Annotated in this window: 10 protein-coding genes; 6 read left to right on the forward strand and 4 right to left on the reverse strand. The window is 63.3% G+C overall.

The annotated features are described in order from the left end of the window. Positions 1-79 precede the first annotated feature (79 nt). Positions 80-4,033: a trifunctional transcriptional regulator/proline dehydrogenase/L-glutamate gamma-semialdehyde dehydrogenase gene (gene putA / locus AC6I6U_RS00940; RefSeq protein WP_497880226.1), complete on the forward strand. Its 3,954-nt coding sequence runs from the start codon at positions 80-82 to the stop codon at positions 4,031-4,033. Positions 4,034-4,079: 46 nt separating this feature from the next. Here the strand turns inward: putA and AC6I6U_RS00945 are convergent, their stop codons facing one another. Next, complete coding sequence (locus tag AC6I6U_RS00945; RefSeq protein ID WP_497880227.1) at positions 4,080-5,186, reverse strand: anthrax toxin-like adenylyl cyclase domain-containing protein; 1,107 nt, start codon at positions 5,184-5,186, stop codon at positions 4,080-4,082. 213 nt (positions 5,187-5,399) lie between these two features. On the opposite strand from AC6I6U_RS00945, the gene AC6I6U_RS00950 reads away from it, so the two are divergent. From AC6I6U_RS00950 to selO, 4 genes are all read left to right on the forward strand, one after another. Beyond that, a complete protein-coding gene (locus tag AC6I6U_RS00950) occupies positions 5,400-7,202 on the forward strand; it encodes an acyl-CoA dehydrogenase (RefSeq protein ID WP_497880228.1) in 1,803 nt (600 codons plus the stop codon). Between the two features lie 104 nt (positions 7,203-7,306). Beyond that, the gene (locus AC6I6U_RS00955; protein ID WP_497880229.1) at positions 7,307-9,049 is read left to right on the forward strand and encodes a potassium/proton antiporter; all 1,743 of its coding nucleotides are present in this window, start codon (positions 7,307-7,309) and stop codon (positions 9,047-9,049) included. 39 nt (positions 9,050-9,088) lie between these two features. Next, the gene (gene mscK, locus AC6I6U_RS00960) at positions 9,089-12,442 is read left to right on the forward strand and encodes a mechanosensitive channel MscK (protein ID WP_497880230.1); all 3,354 of its coding nucleotides are present in this window, start codon (positions 9,089-9,091) and stop codon (positions 12,440-12,442) included. A 53-nt stretch (positions 12,443-12,495) separates the two neighbouring features. Beyond that, positions 12,496-13,959 (forward strand): protein adenylyltransferase SelO, encoded by a 1,464-nt coding sequence (gene selO, locus AC6I6U_RS00965; RefSeq protein ID WP_497880231.1) that lies wholly within the window; start codon positions 12,496-12,498, stop codon positions 13,957-13,959. Between the two features lie 39 nt (positions 13,960-13,998). Here selO and AC6I6U_RS00970 read toward each other — a convergent pair whose 3' ends face one another. Together AC6I6U_RS00970 and AC6I6U_RS00975 are read right to left on the reverse strand one after the other, a co-directional pair. Continuing rightward, positions 13,999-14,400, reverse strand: coding sequence for a helix-turn-helix domain-containing protein (locus AC6I6U_RS00970; RefSeq protein ID WP_497880232.1), 402 nt, complete (start codon positions 14,398-14,400; stop codon positions 13,999-14,001). Positions 14,401-14,403: 3 nt separating this feature from the next. Then, on the reverse strand, positions 14,404-14,694 hold the full coding sequence (locus AC6I6U_RS00975) for a type II toxin-antitoxin system HigB family toxin (protein WP_497880233.1): 291 nt from the start codon (positions 14,692-14,694) through the stop codon (positions 14,404-14,406). Positions 14,695-14,920: 226 nt separating this feature from the next. Here AC6I6U_RS00975 and trxC point away from each other — a divergent pair, with 226 nt between their 5' ends. Then, the gene (gene trxC / locus AC6I6U_RS00980; protein WP_497880234.1) at positions 14,921-15,361 is read left to right on the forward strand and encodes a thioredoxin TrxC; all 441 of its coding nucleotides are present in this window, start codon (positions 14,921-14,923) and stop codon (positions 15,359-15,361) included. Here trxC and AC6I6U_RS00985 read toward each other — a convergent pair. Beyond that, on the reverse strand, positions 15,358-16,131 hold the full coding sequence (locus AC6I6U_RS00985) for a ParA family protein (protein ID WP_497880235.1): 774 nt from the start codon (positions 16,129-16,131) through the stop codon (positions 15,358-15,360). The two genes, trxC and AC6I6U_RS00985, sit on opposite strands and share 4 nt — an antisense overlap. Positions 16,132-16,270: the final 139 nt, after the last annotated feature.

Genomic DNA, 16,270 nt, shown 5'->3' on the forward strand with positions numbered 1-16,270 from the left:
GTTGCACCTATTGCAACCCAGCGCTAATCTCTTGGCCACCTGACGCCACGCGGTAGTGGCAACCATGAGGATAAGAAAAATGGCTACCACCACTCTTGGGGTCAAACTCGACGACCCGACCCGCGAGCGCCTGAAAGCGGCGGCCCACTCGATTGACCGCACCCCGCACTGGCTGATCAAGCAGGCCATTTTCACCTACCTGGAAAAACTCGAAAGCGGTGCAACCCTGAGCGAACTCAGCGGCCTGCCCCGCGGCGAAGCCGACGACGCCGGTGAAGTTCCGACCGATCACAGCCACCAGTGCTTCCTCGAATTCGCCGAGAGCATCCTGCCGCAGTCGGTACTGCGCGCCGCTATCACTGCCGCCTACCGTCGCCCGGAGCCGGAAGTGGTGCCGATGCTGCTGGAGCAGGCCCGCCTGCCGGCAGCCACCGCCGAAGCCACCAACAAACTGGCGGCGACCATCGCCGAAAAACTGCGCAACCAGAAGAGCGCCGGTGGCCGTGCCGGCATCGTTCAGGGCCTGCTGCAGGAGTTCTCCCTGTCGTCCCAGGAAGGCGTGGCGCTGATGTGCCTGGCCGAAGCCCTGCTGCGCATCCCCGACAAGGGTACCCGCGACGCGCTGATTCGCGACAAGATCAGCACCGGCAACTGGCAGCCGCACCTGGGCAACAGCCCGTCGCTGTTCGTCAACGCCGCCACCTGGGGCCTGCTGCTGACCGGCAAGCTGGTCTCCACCCACAACGAAGCCGGCCTGACCTCGTCCCTGAGCCGTATCATCGGCAAGAGCGGCGAACCGATGATCCGCAAGGGCGTCGACATGGCCATGCGCCTGATGGGCGAGCAGTTCGTCACCGGTGAAACCATCGCCGAGGCGCTGGCCAATGCCAGCAAGTTCGAAGCCAAGGGCTTCCGCTACTCCTACGACATGCTCGGCGAAGCGGCACTGACCGAACACGATGCGCAGAAGTACCTGGCTTCCTACGAGCAGGCCATTCACTCGATTGGCAAGGCCTCCCACGGTCGCGGCATCTATGAAGGCCCGGGTATCTCCATCAAGCTTTCGGCCCTGCATCCACGCTACAGCCGCGCCCAGTACGAACGCGTCATGGAAGAGCTGTATCCGCGCCTGCTGTCGCTGACCCTGCTGGCCAAGCAGTACGACATCGGCCTGAACATCGACGCCGAGGAAGCCGACCGCCTGGAGCTGTCCCTGGACCTGCTCGAGCGCCTGTGTTTCGAGCCGCAACTGAACGGCTGGAACGGCATCGGCTTCGTGATCCAGGCGTACCAGAAACGCTGCCCGTACGTGATCGACTATGTGATCGACCTGGCCCGCCGCAGCCGCCACCGCCTGATGATCCGCCTGGTGAAGGGCGCCTACTGGGACAGCGAAATCAAGCGCGCCCAGGTCGAGGGCCTGGAAGGCTATCCGGTATACACCCGCAAGGTGTACACCGACGTGTCCTACATCGCCTGCGCACGCAAGCTGCTTTCGGTGCCGGAAGTCATCTACCCGCAGTTCGCCACCCACAACGCCCACACCCTGTCGGCGATCTATCATATCGCCGGGCAGAACTATTACCCCGGACAGTACGAATTCCAGTGCCTGCACGGCATGGGCGAGCCGCTCTATGAACAAGTGGTGGGCAAGGTTGCCGAGGGCAAGTTGAACCGGCCGTGCCGCGTCTATGCACCGGTCGGTACCCACGAAACCCTACTGGCCTATCTGGTACGCCGCCTGCTGGAAAACGGCGCCAACACCTCGTTCGTCAACCGTATCGCCGACCAGTCCGTGTCCATTAAGGAACTGGTGGCCGACCCGGTCGCCAGCATCGAGCAGATGGCCCTGCAGGAGGGCGGCTTCGGCCTGCCGCACCCACGCATCGCCCTGCCGCGCGAGCTGTATGGCATGGAGCGCGCCAACTCGGCGGGCATCGATATGGCCAACGAACACCGCCTGGCCTCGCTGTCCTGCGCGTTGCTGGCCAGCGCCAACAACCCGTGGAAAGCCGCCCCGATGCTCGGCTGCGTCTCCAGCAGCGAAACCCCGGCACCGGTACTGAACCCATCGGACCACCGCGACGTGGTCGGCCACGTCCAGGAAGCCAACGGCGAAGACGTCGACAACGCGATCCAGTGCGCCCTCAACGCCGCACCGATCTGGCAGGCCACACCACCGGCTGAACGTGCCGCCATCCTGGAGCGGGCTGCCGACCTGATGGAAGGCGAGATCCAGCCACTGATGGGCCTGCTGGCCCGCGAGGCCGGCAAGACCTACGCCAACGCCATCGCTGAAGTGCGTGAAGCGGTGGATTTCCTGCGCTACTACGCGGTGCAGGCGCGCAACGATTTCAGCAACGACGCCCATCGCCCGCTGGGGCCGGTGGTCTGCATCAGCCCGTGGAACTTCCCGCTGGCGATCTTCAGCGGCCAGGTTGCCGCCGCGCTGGCCGCCGGTAACCCGGTCCTGGCCAAGCCGGCCGAACAGACCCCGCTGATCGCCGCCCAGGCCGTGCGCCTGCTGCTCGAAGCCGGTATTCCGGAAGGCGTGGCACAACTGCTGCCGGGCCGCGGTGAAACCGTTGGGGCACGCCTGGTCGGTGACGAGCGGGTCAAGGGTGTGATGTTCACCGGCTCCACCGAGGTCGCCCGCCTGCTGCAGCGCAATATCGCCGGGCGCCTGGACAACCAGGGCCGACCGATCCCGCTGATCGCCGAAACCGGCGGCCAGAATGCGATGATCGTCGACTCCTCGGCATTGACCGAGCAGGTGGTGATCGACGTGGTGTCCTCGGCCTTCGACAGTGCCGGCCAGCGTTGCTCGGCCCTGCGCGTACTGTGCCTGCAGGAAGACTCCGCCGACCGCGTGATTGAAATGCTCAAGGGCGCCATGGCCGAGTCGCGCCTGGGCAACCCGGAGCGCCTGTCGGTGGACATCGGCCCGGTGATCGACGCCGAGGCCAAGGCTGGAATCGAGAAACACATCCAGGGCATGCGTGAAAAAGGCCGCAGCGTCTACCAGATGGCGATTGCCGATGGCGAGGAATGCAAGCGCGGCACCTTCGTGATGCCAACCCTGATCGAACTGGAAAGCTTCGACGAGCTCAAGCGCGAGATCTTCGGCCCGGTTCTGCACGTGGTCCGCTACAAGCGCAAGGACCTCGACCAACTGATTGCCCAGATCAACGCCAGCGGCTACGGCCTGACCCTCGGCGTGCACACCCGGATCGATGAAACCATCGCCAAGGTGGTCGACAACGTCAACGCCGGCAACGTCTACGTCAACCGTAACATCGTCGGTGCCGTGGTCGGCGTGCAGCCGTTCGGTGGCGAGGGGCTGTCGGGGACCGGCCCGAAAGCCGGTGGCCCGCTGTACCTCTATCGCCTGCTGTCGACCCGCCCGGCCGATGCCATCGAGCAGTCCTTTGCCCGCGTCGATGCGCAGAACGCACCGGACGTGCGCCTGCGTGCCGCCCTGGGCAAACCGCTGAACGCCCTGCAAACCTGGGCCGCGGCCAACCAGCAGCAGGACCTGGCGGACCTCTGCGCCCGCTTCGCCAGCCAGTCGCAGAGCGGCATTACCCGCGCCCTGGTCGGCCCGACCGGCGAGCGCAACAGCTACGCCATCCTGCCGCGCGAACACGTGCTGTGCCTGGCCGAACTCGAGGCGGACCTGCTGACCCAGCTCGCCGCGGTGCTGGCGGTGGGCAGCTCGGCGCTGTGGCCGGAAGGCGAGCCGGGCAAGACCCTCTACGCACGCCTGCCAAAGGATGTGCAGGCGCGCATCCAGCGGGTTGCCGACTGGCACAAGGATGAGGTGGTCTACGATGCGGTCCTGCATCACGGCCACTCCGATCAGTTGCGCGCCGTCTGCCAGCAGGTGGCGAAACGCAGTGGTGCAATCGTCGGCGTACAGGGCCTGTCCCAGGGCGAAACCGGTATCGCCCTGGAACGCCTGGTGATCGAGCGGGCGCTGAGCGTCAACACCGCGGCAGCTGGCGGTAACGCCAGCCTGATGACCATCGGCTGATCAACCGAAACACCTGGCACCCGCAATGGGTGCCAGGCCTTCGCCTCTAGAAGCCGAACCTGGGGCTGTATTCGACATGAAACCCCTCCGTCCTCAACCACCCCTGCAACGCCAGCAACTCCTCCCTGGATGAAACCTGCCGCGGCGCAGTCGCCTGCCCGGTCATGCGATCCCCGGGAAAGAAGAAAATCGGTTCATCGCGCGGATCGAATCCGGCAGAAAATGGATTGCCGGTCTCATCGTTATGCCAGACCAGATTGCCACCGGCATAACCTGCCGCCCTTACCTGCTCGTTCAGCGCCCGCACGATAGCGATACCGAAACCATGGATATTGCCCATATCCTGATGCTCGCGCGCGCCCTCGAAAGCCGGACGCGGAGTCGTCCACGGACTGGCTCGACGCTGCTGTATTTCGTTGACGTTACCCACGAGCCGCGCTGCAGCCTCCAGCGGTCGTCGGTTCGCGGCTTGCGCCTCGCGAGGATAAATCGCGAACAGGTCGTAATCCGCGGTGATCGCCCGGTCATCGCCCGGATTGCTCAGCACCTGGACCGGCCCGGCGTCGTCGAAAACCCGCCCCTGCTCATCGATACGGAACAGAGCGGATACACCCGACGGGTAATCGGCCCGGTACGCCGAACCGACAGGTTCCATATGCCCAGCCTCCAGCAACTCGGCTAGCCGCGCAGGGGACAGGCTCAGGCTCACCGTCCCGGCTCCTGACGCCAGCGCCTTGTCGATGTTGCGCTGCTGCCCGGCGAGCTGCGCCGCCGTCACCTTCGAGTAGGCCGGGTTCAACGGGACGAACCCGGCCGTGGGACCGGTGCCGCTGGACTTGGCCTTGACATGAGAGTTCTTCGAGGCGAAGCCTTCATTGAGCAGGCTCGCTCCCAGCGGATTGGGCGCGCGAAAGGCAAGCACGACGCCATAACGGTCCGCCACGGCCTGGATGGCCTCGCCATACAGCAACCCGGATGCTGCCTTCCCGGCGGCAGGAAAGAGCGCCCGCGCACAGATAGCGCGCTCCCGGCCAGGAACATTCGCAACTGAACTCAAGGCGTCAGGCAGACCTGGGCGGGAGACGTCGTTATCGCCCCTGCCATTGATGAGAACCGCCTCCATCGAAAGCCCGCGGGTGACAGTCACTTGCATGATTACCCCCAACCATAAAAATTGAAGGGGTACCTTGGCGACAAACCATCTACCTCGAATACCAGAAAAAACTCACACACATGCGAGCTGCTCCGACAGATATAGGGCATGAGCTACGTCGCCGCTTTGGCCCTCTATCACCCAGATCAATCTTGCTAGGCACCACCCATTCAGCCACCTAGACTCGAGTCATCCCATCAAAGGTAGGCCGCCATGTCCGAGACGCTGCTCAGTTCCCGCAATCTGGCTTTCGAGCTTTACGAAGTCCTCGATGCCGAAGGCCTGACCCGCCGCGAGCGGTTTGCCGAGCACTCACGGGAAACCTTCGATGCCGCCCTGGGCACGGCCCGCACCATCGCCGAGAAATTCTTCACGCCACACAACCGCAAGAACGACGAAAACGAGCCGCGTTATGAAAACGGCGAAGCGGTCCTCATTCCTGAAGTGAAGCCCGCGGTGGACGCCTTTCTCGAAGCCGGCTTTCTCAATGCCGCCCGCAGCTTCGAAGACGGCGGCATGCAATTGCCGACCCTGCTGTCCCAGGCCTGTTTCGCGCACTTCCAGTCGGCCAACGCCGCTTCGACCTCCTACCCGTTCCTGACCATGGGCGCCGCCAACCTGATCGAAAGCTTCGGCAGCGACGAACAGAAGCGGCGCTTCCTGCAACCGATGATCGACGGACGCTTCTTCGGCACCATGGCGCTGACCGAACCCCACGCCGGCTCGTCCCTGGCCGATATCCGCACCCGTGCCGAACCGGCCGCCGACGGCACCTACCGGCTCAAGGGCAACAAGATCTTCATTTCCGGCGGCGATCATCCGTTGTCGGAAAACATCGTGCACATGGTCCTGGCCAAGCTGCCGGACGCACCGGCCGGGGTGAAGGGCATCTCGCTGTTCATCGTGCCCAAGTTCCTGGTCAATGCCGACGGCAGCCTCGGCCCGCGCAACGACGTGCTGTTGGCCGGGCTGTTCCACAAGATGGGCTGGCGCGGCACCACCTCCACGGCGCTGAACTTCGGCGATAACGGGAACTGCGTCGGCTATCTGGTAGGGAAACCCCATCACGGCCTGAGCTACATGTTCCAGATGATGAACGAGGCGCGCATTGGCGTCGGCATGGGCGCGGTGATGCTCGGCTACGCCGGCTACCTGTACTCCCTGGAGTACGCACGGGAGCGTCCACAAGGTCGCCTGCCCGACAGCAAGGACCCTGGCACCGCTCCCGTGGCGATCATCCAGCACGCCGACGTCAAGCGCATGCTGCTGACCCAGAAGGCCTATGTCGAAGGCGCCTTCGACCTGGGCCTGTACGCCGCCCGCCTGTTCGACGACACCACCACCCTGGAATCGCAAGCCGAACGGCAGCAGGCTCATGAACTGCTCGACCTGCTGACCCCGATCGTCAAATCCTGGCCGTCGGAGTTCTGCCTCAAGGCCAACGAACTGGCGATTCAGATTCTCGGCGGCCACGGTTACACCCGCGAATACCCGGTGGAGCAGTACTACCGCGACAACCGTCTGAACCCGATTCACGAAGGCACCCACGGCATCCAGTCGCTCGATTTGCTGGGGCGCAAGCTGGCGCAGAACGGCGGTGCCGGCCTCAAGCAACTGATCCGCCTGATTGCCGACACCGGCAAACGTGCCGCCGCGCATCCTTCCCTGGACGCGTTGCGCGAACCGCTGGAACAACTGGTCGCACGCCTGCAGGAGGTGACCATCGGTCTGCTCGGCGACCTGGCCCAGGGCAAGGTTGGCAGCGGCCTGGCCAACTCGGCCCTGTACCTCAAGGCCTTCGGCCATACGGTCATCGGCTGGCGCTGGCTGGAGCAGGCGGTGCGGGCCGAAGAGGGCCTGGCCAAGGGGGATGGAGCCGATCTTTCGTTCTACCGGGGCAAGCTGCAGGCGGCCCGCTACTTCCTGACCTGGGAGGTGCCCGGCTGCCATCACGAACTGGCGATTCTGCAAGCCCGCGACGATACCTGCCTGTCGATGCGGGAGGACTGGTTCTAAAGCTTTTGACAGCGGTACATTTCAACAGGTTAGAATCAATGGCACGCAGACTGCATGGAGTCAGTCTGCGCACCCGTCTTTCTAGCTTTTCTGGAGTACTGCCTTTGAATGCGACGACCATCAACAGCCTGTTCTTGATCGGCGCGTTGCTGGTAGGCGCAAGTATCCTGGTCAGCTCCCTGTCTTCACGCCTGGGCATCCCGATCCTGGTGATCATCCTCGCAGTGGGCATGACCGCCGGCGTCGACGGCGGCGGCATCATCTTCGACAACTACCCCACCGCCTACCTGGTGGGTAACCTCGCCCTCGCGGTGATCCTGCTCGACGGCGGCCTGCGCACGCGGGTGTCGAGTTTTCGCGTAGCACTCTGGCCGGCGCTATCGCTGGCGACGGTGGGCGTGCTGATCACCACCGGACTGACCGGCATGGCCGCCGCCTGGCTGTTCGACCTGAACATCATCCAGGGCCTGCTGATTGGCGCCATCGTCGGTTCGACCGATGCCGCCGCGGTGTTTTCCCTGCTCGGCGGCAAGGGCCTGAACGAACGGGTGACCGCCAGCCTGGAGATCGAATCGGGCAGTAACGACCCGATGGCGGTGTTTCTCACCGTGACCCTGATCGACATGCTCGCCAGCGGCCAGACCGGCCTGCACTGGAGTCTGCTCGGCCACCTGGTTCGCGAATTCGGCATCGGCGGGGTCATCGGCCTCGGCGGCGGCTGGCTGATGCTGCAACTGGTCAACCGTATCAACCTGGCCAACGGCCTGTACCCGATCCTGGTGATCGCCGGCGGCCTGGTGGTCTTCGCCCTGACCAACGCCCTGCACGGCAGCGGCTTCCTGGCCGTCTACCTGTGCGGCCTGATGATCGGCAACCGCCCGGTGCGCAGCCGCCACGGCATCCTGCACATGCTCGATGGCATGGCCTGGCTGGCGCAAATCGGCATGTTCCTGGTGCTGGGCCTGCTGGTCACGCCCCATGACCTGCTGCCGATCGCCATTCCGGCCCTGGGCCTGGCGCTGTGGATGATCCTGTTCGCCCGGCCGCTGTCGGTGGTGGTCGGCCTGCTGCCGTTCCGTGCCTTCCATGGCCGCGAGAAAGCCTTCATTTCCTGGGTTGGCCTGCGTGGTGCGGTACCGATCATTCTCGCGGTATTCCCGCTGATGGCCGGACTCCCCCATGCGCAGCTGTACTTCAACCTGGCGTTCTTCATCGTGCTGGTCTCGCTGCTGGTGCAGGGCACCAGCCTGCCGTGGGTGGCCAAGCTGCTCAAGGTCACCGTACCACCGGAGCCGGCGCCGATTTCCCGAGCCGCCCTGGAAGTCCACGTCACCAGCGAGTGGGAACTGTTCGTCTACCGCCTCGGCGCGGAAAAATGGTGCATCGGCGCCGCCCTGCGCGAGCTGAAGATGCCCGAAGGCACGCGGATCGCCGCACTGTTCCGCGGCCAGCAACTGCTCCACCCGTCCGGTAGCACCACCCTGGAAGTCGGCGACCTGCTCTGCGTCATCGGCCACGAACACAACCTGCCGGCCCTCGGCAAGCTGTTCAGCCAGGCACCGCAGCGCGGCCTCGACCTGCGCTTCTTCGGCGACTTCGTCCTCGAAGGCGACGCCCAACTGGGCGCCGTGGCGGCCCTGTATGGCCTGAAGCTCGAAGGCGACGATCCGAACACGCCACTGGGCAGCTTCATCGCCCACAAGGTCGGCGGCGCACCGATCGTCGGCGACCAGGTCGAATGGAACAACACCATTTGGACGGTTGCGGTCATGGACGGGAACAAGATCGGCAAAGTCGGCGTCAGATTCCCCGAAGGAAGTCGCCCAGGGCCGGGCCTCTTCCTCTAAACTGGCCACTTCCCGACTTACCTTGCTCGATCGGTACCTATGTCCTTCTTGCGCTCCCTTTCCTGTGCGGCCCTGCTGGGCCTGAGTCTTTCTGTCGGCGCCCTCCAGGCCGCCGAACCGCCCACCAGCGAGTCGGTCCAGCAGAGCCTGGACAAGATCGCCGATCGCAAGCTTTCGGATGTCGACCAGAAAGCCCTGCAACAGGTGCTGCAGCAGACCCTGAGCTGGCTGTCCAGCACCGACGACTACACCAGGCGCCTGGCCGCGACCAAGCAGCAGGTGGCCGAGGCCCCGCGCCAGACCAGCGAAAACCAGCGTGAGCTGACGCGCCTGAAAGCGACCCGAGTGGTACCGGTCGCCCAACGCTATGCCAATCAATCGGTACCCCAACTGGAGCAACTGCTGGCCGAACGCACCACCCAGCAGGGTGAGCTGCAAAAGGCCCTGGCCGACGCCAACAGCCTGATCATCACCGCCCAGACCCGCCCTGAACGGGCCCAGTCGGAAATCAGCAACAGCCAGACCCGCATCCAGCAGATCAACACCATCCTCAAGCTGGGCAAGGACAACGGCAAGACCCTCAGCACCGAACAGCGCAACCAGCTGACCGCCGAACTGGCGGCGATCAATGCGCTGATCCCGTTGCGTCGCCAGGAACTGGCCGGCAACAGCCAGTTGCAGGACCTGGGTAACAGCCAGCACGACCTGCTGATGGAAAAGACCGCGCGCCTGGAGCAGGAAATCCAGGACATGCAGACGCTGATCAACCAGAAGCGCCTGGCCCAGTCCCAGCAGACCGTCACCCAGCAATCCATCGAAGCCCAGAAAGCCGGCGACAGCAGCTTGCTGGCGACCGAGAGCGCCACCAACCTCAAGCTCTCCGACTACCTGCTCAAGAGCACCGACCGCCTCAACGAACTGACCCAGCAGAACCTGCAGACCAAGCAGCAGCTCGATACCCTGACCCAGAGCGACCAGGCCCTGGACGAGCAGATCAATGTGCTCAAGGGCAGCCTGCTGCTGTCGAAGATTCTCTACAAGCAGAAACAGGCCCTGCCGCGCCTGAAGGTCGATAAAAACCTGGCGGACGAAATCGCCGACATCCGCCTGTACCAGTTCGAGGTCAACCAGCAGCGCGAACTGCTCAGCAGCCCGTCCAGTTATGTCGAGAACCTGCTGGCGACCCAGCCGCCGGAACAGGTCACCCCGCAACTGCGCCGCACCCTGCTCGACCTTGCCGTGACCCGCAGCGACCTGCTGGAGCGCCTGAATCGCGAGCTGAGCGCGCTGCTCAACGAATCCATCACGCTGCAACTGAACCAGAAGCAGTTGCTCAGCACCGCCCAGAACCTGCGCGCGACCCTCGACGAACAGATGTTCTGGATTCCGAGCAACAAGCCACTGGACCCGGAATGGCTGGAAGGCGTGCCCAACCGTCTGCCGAGACAGGTCACCACCCTGCCCTGGCTGTCGAGCATCAACGAACTGGCCGACGGCCTGCTGCAACGGCCCCTGTTGTTCCTGCCGCTGCTACTGGTGATCGGTGGGCTGCTGTGGAAACGCAGCTACCTGTACGGGCGACTGAGCAAGGTCCACAAGGACATCGGCCACTTCAAGCGCGACAGCCAGTGGCATACGCCGCAAGCGATCCTGATCAACGTGCTGCTGGCCATGCCGGTCACCCTGGCCCTGGCCCTGTGCGGCTACGCCCTGCAGATCGACGCCCGTGGGCAGAACGCCAACCTCGGCGCCGCGCTGCTGCAGATATCCCAGGCCTGGCTGGTGTTCTACACCGCCTATCGGGTCCTGGCGCCGGGCGGCGTCGCCGAGCTGCATTTCCATTGGGAGAAGCCCCAGGTCGAATTCCTCCAGGGCTGGGTACGGCGCCTGGGCCTGGTGGTCCTGGCCCTGGTGGCCGTGGTGGCCGTGGCTGAGCTGCAGCCGGCATCCCTGGCCGATGATGTACTCGGCATCGGCGTGGTCCTGACCTGCTACGCCCTGATGGCCTGGCTGCTCAGCCGCCTGCTGCTACGCAGTCCGAACCATGGCAAGGCCTCGCTGTTTCGCAAGCTGATCGGGGTGCTGTTCACCGCCCTGCCGATCGCCCTGTTCGTCGCGGTGTGCTTCGGCTACTACTACACAGCACTGAAACTCAGCGATCGACTGATCGACACGCTGTACCTGCTGATGTTCTGGCTGGTGATCGAGGCCACCTTCGTTCGCGGGCTGTCGGTAGCCGCCCGGCGCCTGGCCTACCAGCGTGCGCTGAGCAAGCGCCAGGCGGCCAAGGAAGCGGGCGACGGCGAGATCGTGGTCGAAGAACCGACCCTGGATATCGAGCAGGTCAACCAGCAGTCCCTGCGCCTGATCCGCCTGGCCCTGCTCGGCGGTTTCGTCGCCGCGCTGTACTGGGTCTGGTCGGACCTGATCACCGTGTTCTCCTATCTGGACAACATCACCCTCTACGAATACACCAGCGGCACCGGCGCCGCCATGAGCATGGTACCGATCACCATCGGCAACCTGATCGGCGCCCTGGCGATCGTCGGCATCACCCTGGCTCTGGCGCGCAACCTGCCCGGCCTGCTGGAAGTGCTGGTGCTGTCCAAGCTCGACCTGGCCCAGGGCAGCGCCTATGCCACAACCACCCTGCTGTCCTACACCATTGTCGGCATCGGCTTCGTCTCCACCCTATCGACCCTGGGCGTAAGCTGGGACAAGCTGCAATGGCTGGTGGCAGCCCTCTCGGTGGGCCTGGGTTTCGGCATGCAGGAAATCTTCGCCAACTTCATCTCCGGCATCATGATCCTGTTCGAGCGTCCGGTACGGATCGGCGACACCATCACCATCGGCACCCTGTCGGGCACCGTGAGCAAGATCCGCATCCGCGCCACCACCATCACCGACTTCGATCGCAAGGACATCATCGTCCCGAACAAGACCTTCATTACCGGGCAGTTGATCAACTGGTCGCTGACCGACACCGTCACTCGCGTGACCTTGAAGCTCGGCGTGGACTACGGCTCCGACCTGGACCGCGTGAAGGAACTACTGCTCAAGGCCGCCCGCGACAACCCACGGGTGCTCAAGGAGCCAGAGCCCCACGTGTACTTCCTCAACTTCGGCGAAAGCACGCTGGATCACGAACTGCGCATGCACGTACGCGACCTGGGCGACCGCAACCCGGTGATCGACGAGGTCAACCGTTTCATCAACCGCGAGTTCAAGAAGGAGCACATCAACATCTCCTTCCGGCAGATGGAGGTCTACCTCAAGAACCTCCACGGCAACGAGTACAAGCTGGTGGCGGTCGACGGCGAAGCGGACACCCTGGTACCGGCCAGCAAGCCCGGCGCAGAGGCTCCGCAGCCGCCACAGGAAAAGCCCGACTAGCATCGAAGCACTAATCCCAGCAGAATACTCGGACATTCTGCTGGAGATGGCCGTTGAAAGCCCTCGACGAACTGACCTTCGACAACCGCTTCGCTCGCCTGGGCGATGCCTTTTCCACCCATGTGCTGCCCGAGCCCATCGACAACCCGCGCCTGGTGGCAGCAAGTCCCGCAGCCATGGCGCTGCTCGACCTGGACCCGGCAAGCGCTGAAGAAGAGGTCTTTGCCCAACTGTTCAGCGGCCACAAGCTGTGGGCCGAGGCCGAGCCACGGGCGATGGTCTATTCGGGGCACCAGTTCGGCTCCTACAACCCGCGCCTGGGTGATGGCCGCGGGTTGCTGCTCGGCGAGGTTCGGAACGAGGCAGGTGAATACTGGGACCTGCACCTCAAGGGCGCCGGCCAGACACCCTACTCGCGCATGGGCGATGGGCGCGCGGTGCTGCGTTCGTCGATTCGCGAGTTTCTCGCCTCCGAAGCCCTGCATGCCCTGGGCATTCCCAGCAGCCGTGCACTGTGCGTGATCGGTTCGGATACACCCGTGTGGCGCGAGCGCCAGGAGCGTGCGGCGATGGTCCTGCGCCTGGCGCCAAGCCACATTCGCTTCGGCCATTTCGAGTACTTCTACTACACCCAGCAGCCCGAACAGCAGAAGCAGCTTGGCGAACACGTGCTGGCGCAGCATTTCCCCGAGTGCCTGGAACAACCGGAACCGTACCTGGCGATGTTCCGCGAAGTGGTCGAGCGCAACGCCGAGCTGATCGCCAAGTGGCAGGCCTATGGTTTCTGCCATGGCGTGATGAACACCGACAACATGTCGATCCTGGGCATTACCTTCGACTTCGGCCCCTTCGCCTTCCTCGATGATTTCGACGCCCATTTCATCTGCAACCACTCCGACGACCAAGGCCGCTACTCGTTCAGCAACCAGGTACCGATCGGCCAGTGGAACCTCAGCGCGCTGGCGCAGGCACTGACGCCATTCATCAGCATCGAGGCTTTGCGCGAGACCCTGGGACTGTTCCTGCCACTTTACCAGGCCCATTACCTGGACCTGATGCGCCGCCGCCTCGGCCTGGCCACCGCGGAAGATGGCGACCAGCAACTGGTGGAGCAATTGCTGCAGCGGATGCAGGTCGGCGGTGTCGACTACACCCTGTTCTTCCGCCGCCTGGGCGAGCAACCGGCCCACCTGGCAGTAGCACGCCTGCGCGACGACTTCATCGACCTCAACGGCTTCGACGCCTGGGCCGAAAGCTACCTGGCCCGCGTCGCCCGCGAGCCGGACCAGGATGAAGCACGGCGCAAGGCACGCATGCATGCGGTCAATCCGCTGTATATCCTGCGCAACTATCTGGCACAGCGAGCCATCGAGGCAGCGGAAAAGGGCGATTACAGCGAAGTGCGGCAGTTACATGCGGTGCTGAGCCGACCGTTCGAGGAACAGCCAGGGATGGAGGCCTACGCCGAGCGGCCGCCAGAGTGGGGCAAGCACCTGGAAATCAGTTGTTCGTCCTGAAGGCTCAAACCTCGGGATCGATGACAATCTCAGGCTTGGTCAGAGAAAGGTCTCGATTGGCACGTCGAAGTACTCAGCCAGCCAACGGAGCTGCCTCAGGTTAAGCTGGCGCTTGCCGCTGAGAATTTCCGAAACCACCGATTGCGGGCCTACACCAGGAAGCTGGCTCTGGGTAAGCCCACGCTCCTTCATCATGTATCGCAGAATATCGATGCCGTCGGGGGCCGACTCTGGCCGATGTTCACGCTCATAGGCCTCGATCCAGTCACTGATGATATCCATCAGGCTGTTGAGTGGGTGCGACTCGTCCTCACCCACCAGATCCAGCAATTCATCCAGCGCCTGGACCATCACCTCATAGTCCGCCTCGACCTTTGGCTTGCGTAGCAACGGCGCCAGGAACTCCCAGTGCTCCGCCGCTTGCTCGATCAACACGCTCATTTTTCAACCCTCTCTCCAGTCGCCCCTGTCGTAGGTGCGATGATCCAGCACATGCCTGATGTACAGCTTTTGTGTTGCGTAGCGAACAAGGGCTATGAGTCGCAACTTGTTGCCCCCTATGTCGAAGACATGAAAAGGACCCACCTTGTCCACCGCCGGAAACCTTGCCTTCATGGCAGCAAAATCATGAAGACTGGAACTCTTGATACCCCGATACCAATCATCCAGAGCCTTGGCTGAACGTGGCCATTTTTCCTTGGCCTCCCAAATTCGCGTTACCGTAATCACACGCATGCAATCTCCCTATCGCATATTGCTATGAAGGTTAGACTCACCGTCAAAATATCGCAACTTGCTATACACGAAATCCGACTGACGGCTCACTCTTCCAGACTAGATTCTCTGGGTAAGCGTCGACCGGCCAAAATATGAGCGCATGCGACAGGGTCCCGCGAGGCCTTGATAAATCCCGTACACGACTCCAGATAGACAGCCATCGGCCACTTTTCCGGACCCTTCCATGACTGAACCACTGCTGATCCCCTGCCCACACTGCAACGGCCTCAACCGCCTGCCCGCCGAACGTCTCGGCGACCAGCCGAAATGCGGGCGCTGCAAGGGCGAAGTAGTGTTAAGCAAACCGTTCGAATTGAACCAGGGCGACTACGCCAGCCAGATCAAGGGCGACCTGCCGCTGCTGGTGGATGTCTGGGCGGATTGGTGCGGGCCGTGCAAGTCCTTTGCGCCGGTGTTCGAACAGGCAGCGGCACAACTGGCCGGCAAATGCCGCCTGGCCAAGCTCGACAGCGAGGCCAACCAGCAACTGTCGGCACAACTGGGGATTCGCTCGATTCCCAGCCTGATCCTGTTCAGGAACGGCCGGGAAGTCGCGCGGCAGAGCGGAGCATTTCCGCTGCCGCAATTGCTGGCCTGGCTACGTAGCCAGGGCATTGCCGTCTAGGCATTCTCTTCCAGCAGGCTGTGCAGTTCGACGAACTGCTGGGTCAGCTTGTGGCGCGGGTCGAAGTGGATCAGCGGTTTGCTGGCCTCATGGGACTCGCGCATCTTCACCGAACTGGCCAGGTACACCGGCAACACTGGCAAACCGTCAGAGATCAGGCCGTCGAGCATCTGCTGCGGCAGGCTGGCGCGGGCCTGGAACTGGTTGACGACGATCCCTTCTACCTGCAGATCCTCGTTGTGATCTTCCTTCAGTTCTTCGATTTCCTGCAGCAGGCCGTACAGCGCCTGGCGCGAGAAACTGTCGCAGTCGAAGGGAATCAGTACACGATCGGCTGCGATCAACGCTGAAACCGCATAAAAATTCAACGCAGGCGGCGTATCGAGGTAGATCCGGTCGTAATCTTCGGCCAGTTCCTCGAGGAGTTTGCGCAGCTTGTTGATCTTGTGCTTGGCCTCGAGTTTGGGCTGCAGGTCGGCCAGCTCGGCGGTGGCGGTGATCACGTGCAGGTTGTCGAAAGGCGTCTCGTAGATGTCCACCTGGTTCTTCTTCGAGAACGGCCCGGACGACAGGGTCTGCTTGAAGAAGTCGGCAATGCCCATGGGAATGTCTTCGCCGGTCAGGCCGGTCAGGTACTGTGTGGAGTTGGCCTGGGCATCGAGGTCCACCAACAGGGTCCGATAGCCTTCACTGGCGCTGACCGCCGCCAGGTTGCAGGCAATGCTCGACTTGCCGACCCCACCTTTCTGATTGAACACCACACGCCGCATGACAAGACCTCCGTGTATCAATGAATGAGCCAGTGTAGAGGGCTTCGTCGCCGCTTCGCCACCTCGAACAGACAAGAACTACCGCGCAATACCCGATAACTCGGCAAGCCCAGGAAGATTCCATTCAAACGGAGGAAAC

This window comes from Pseudomonas sp. UTLPPB19802 (assembly GCF_059730225.1).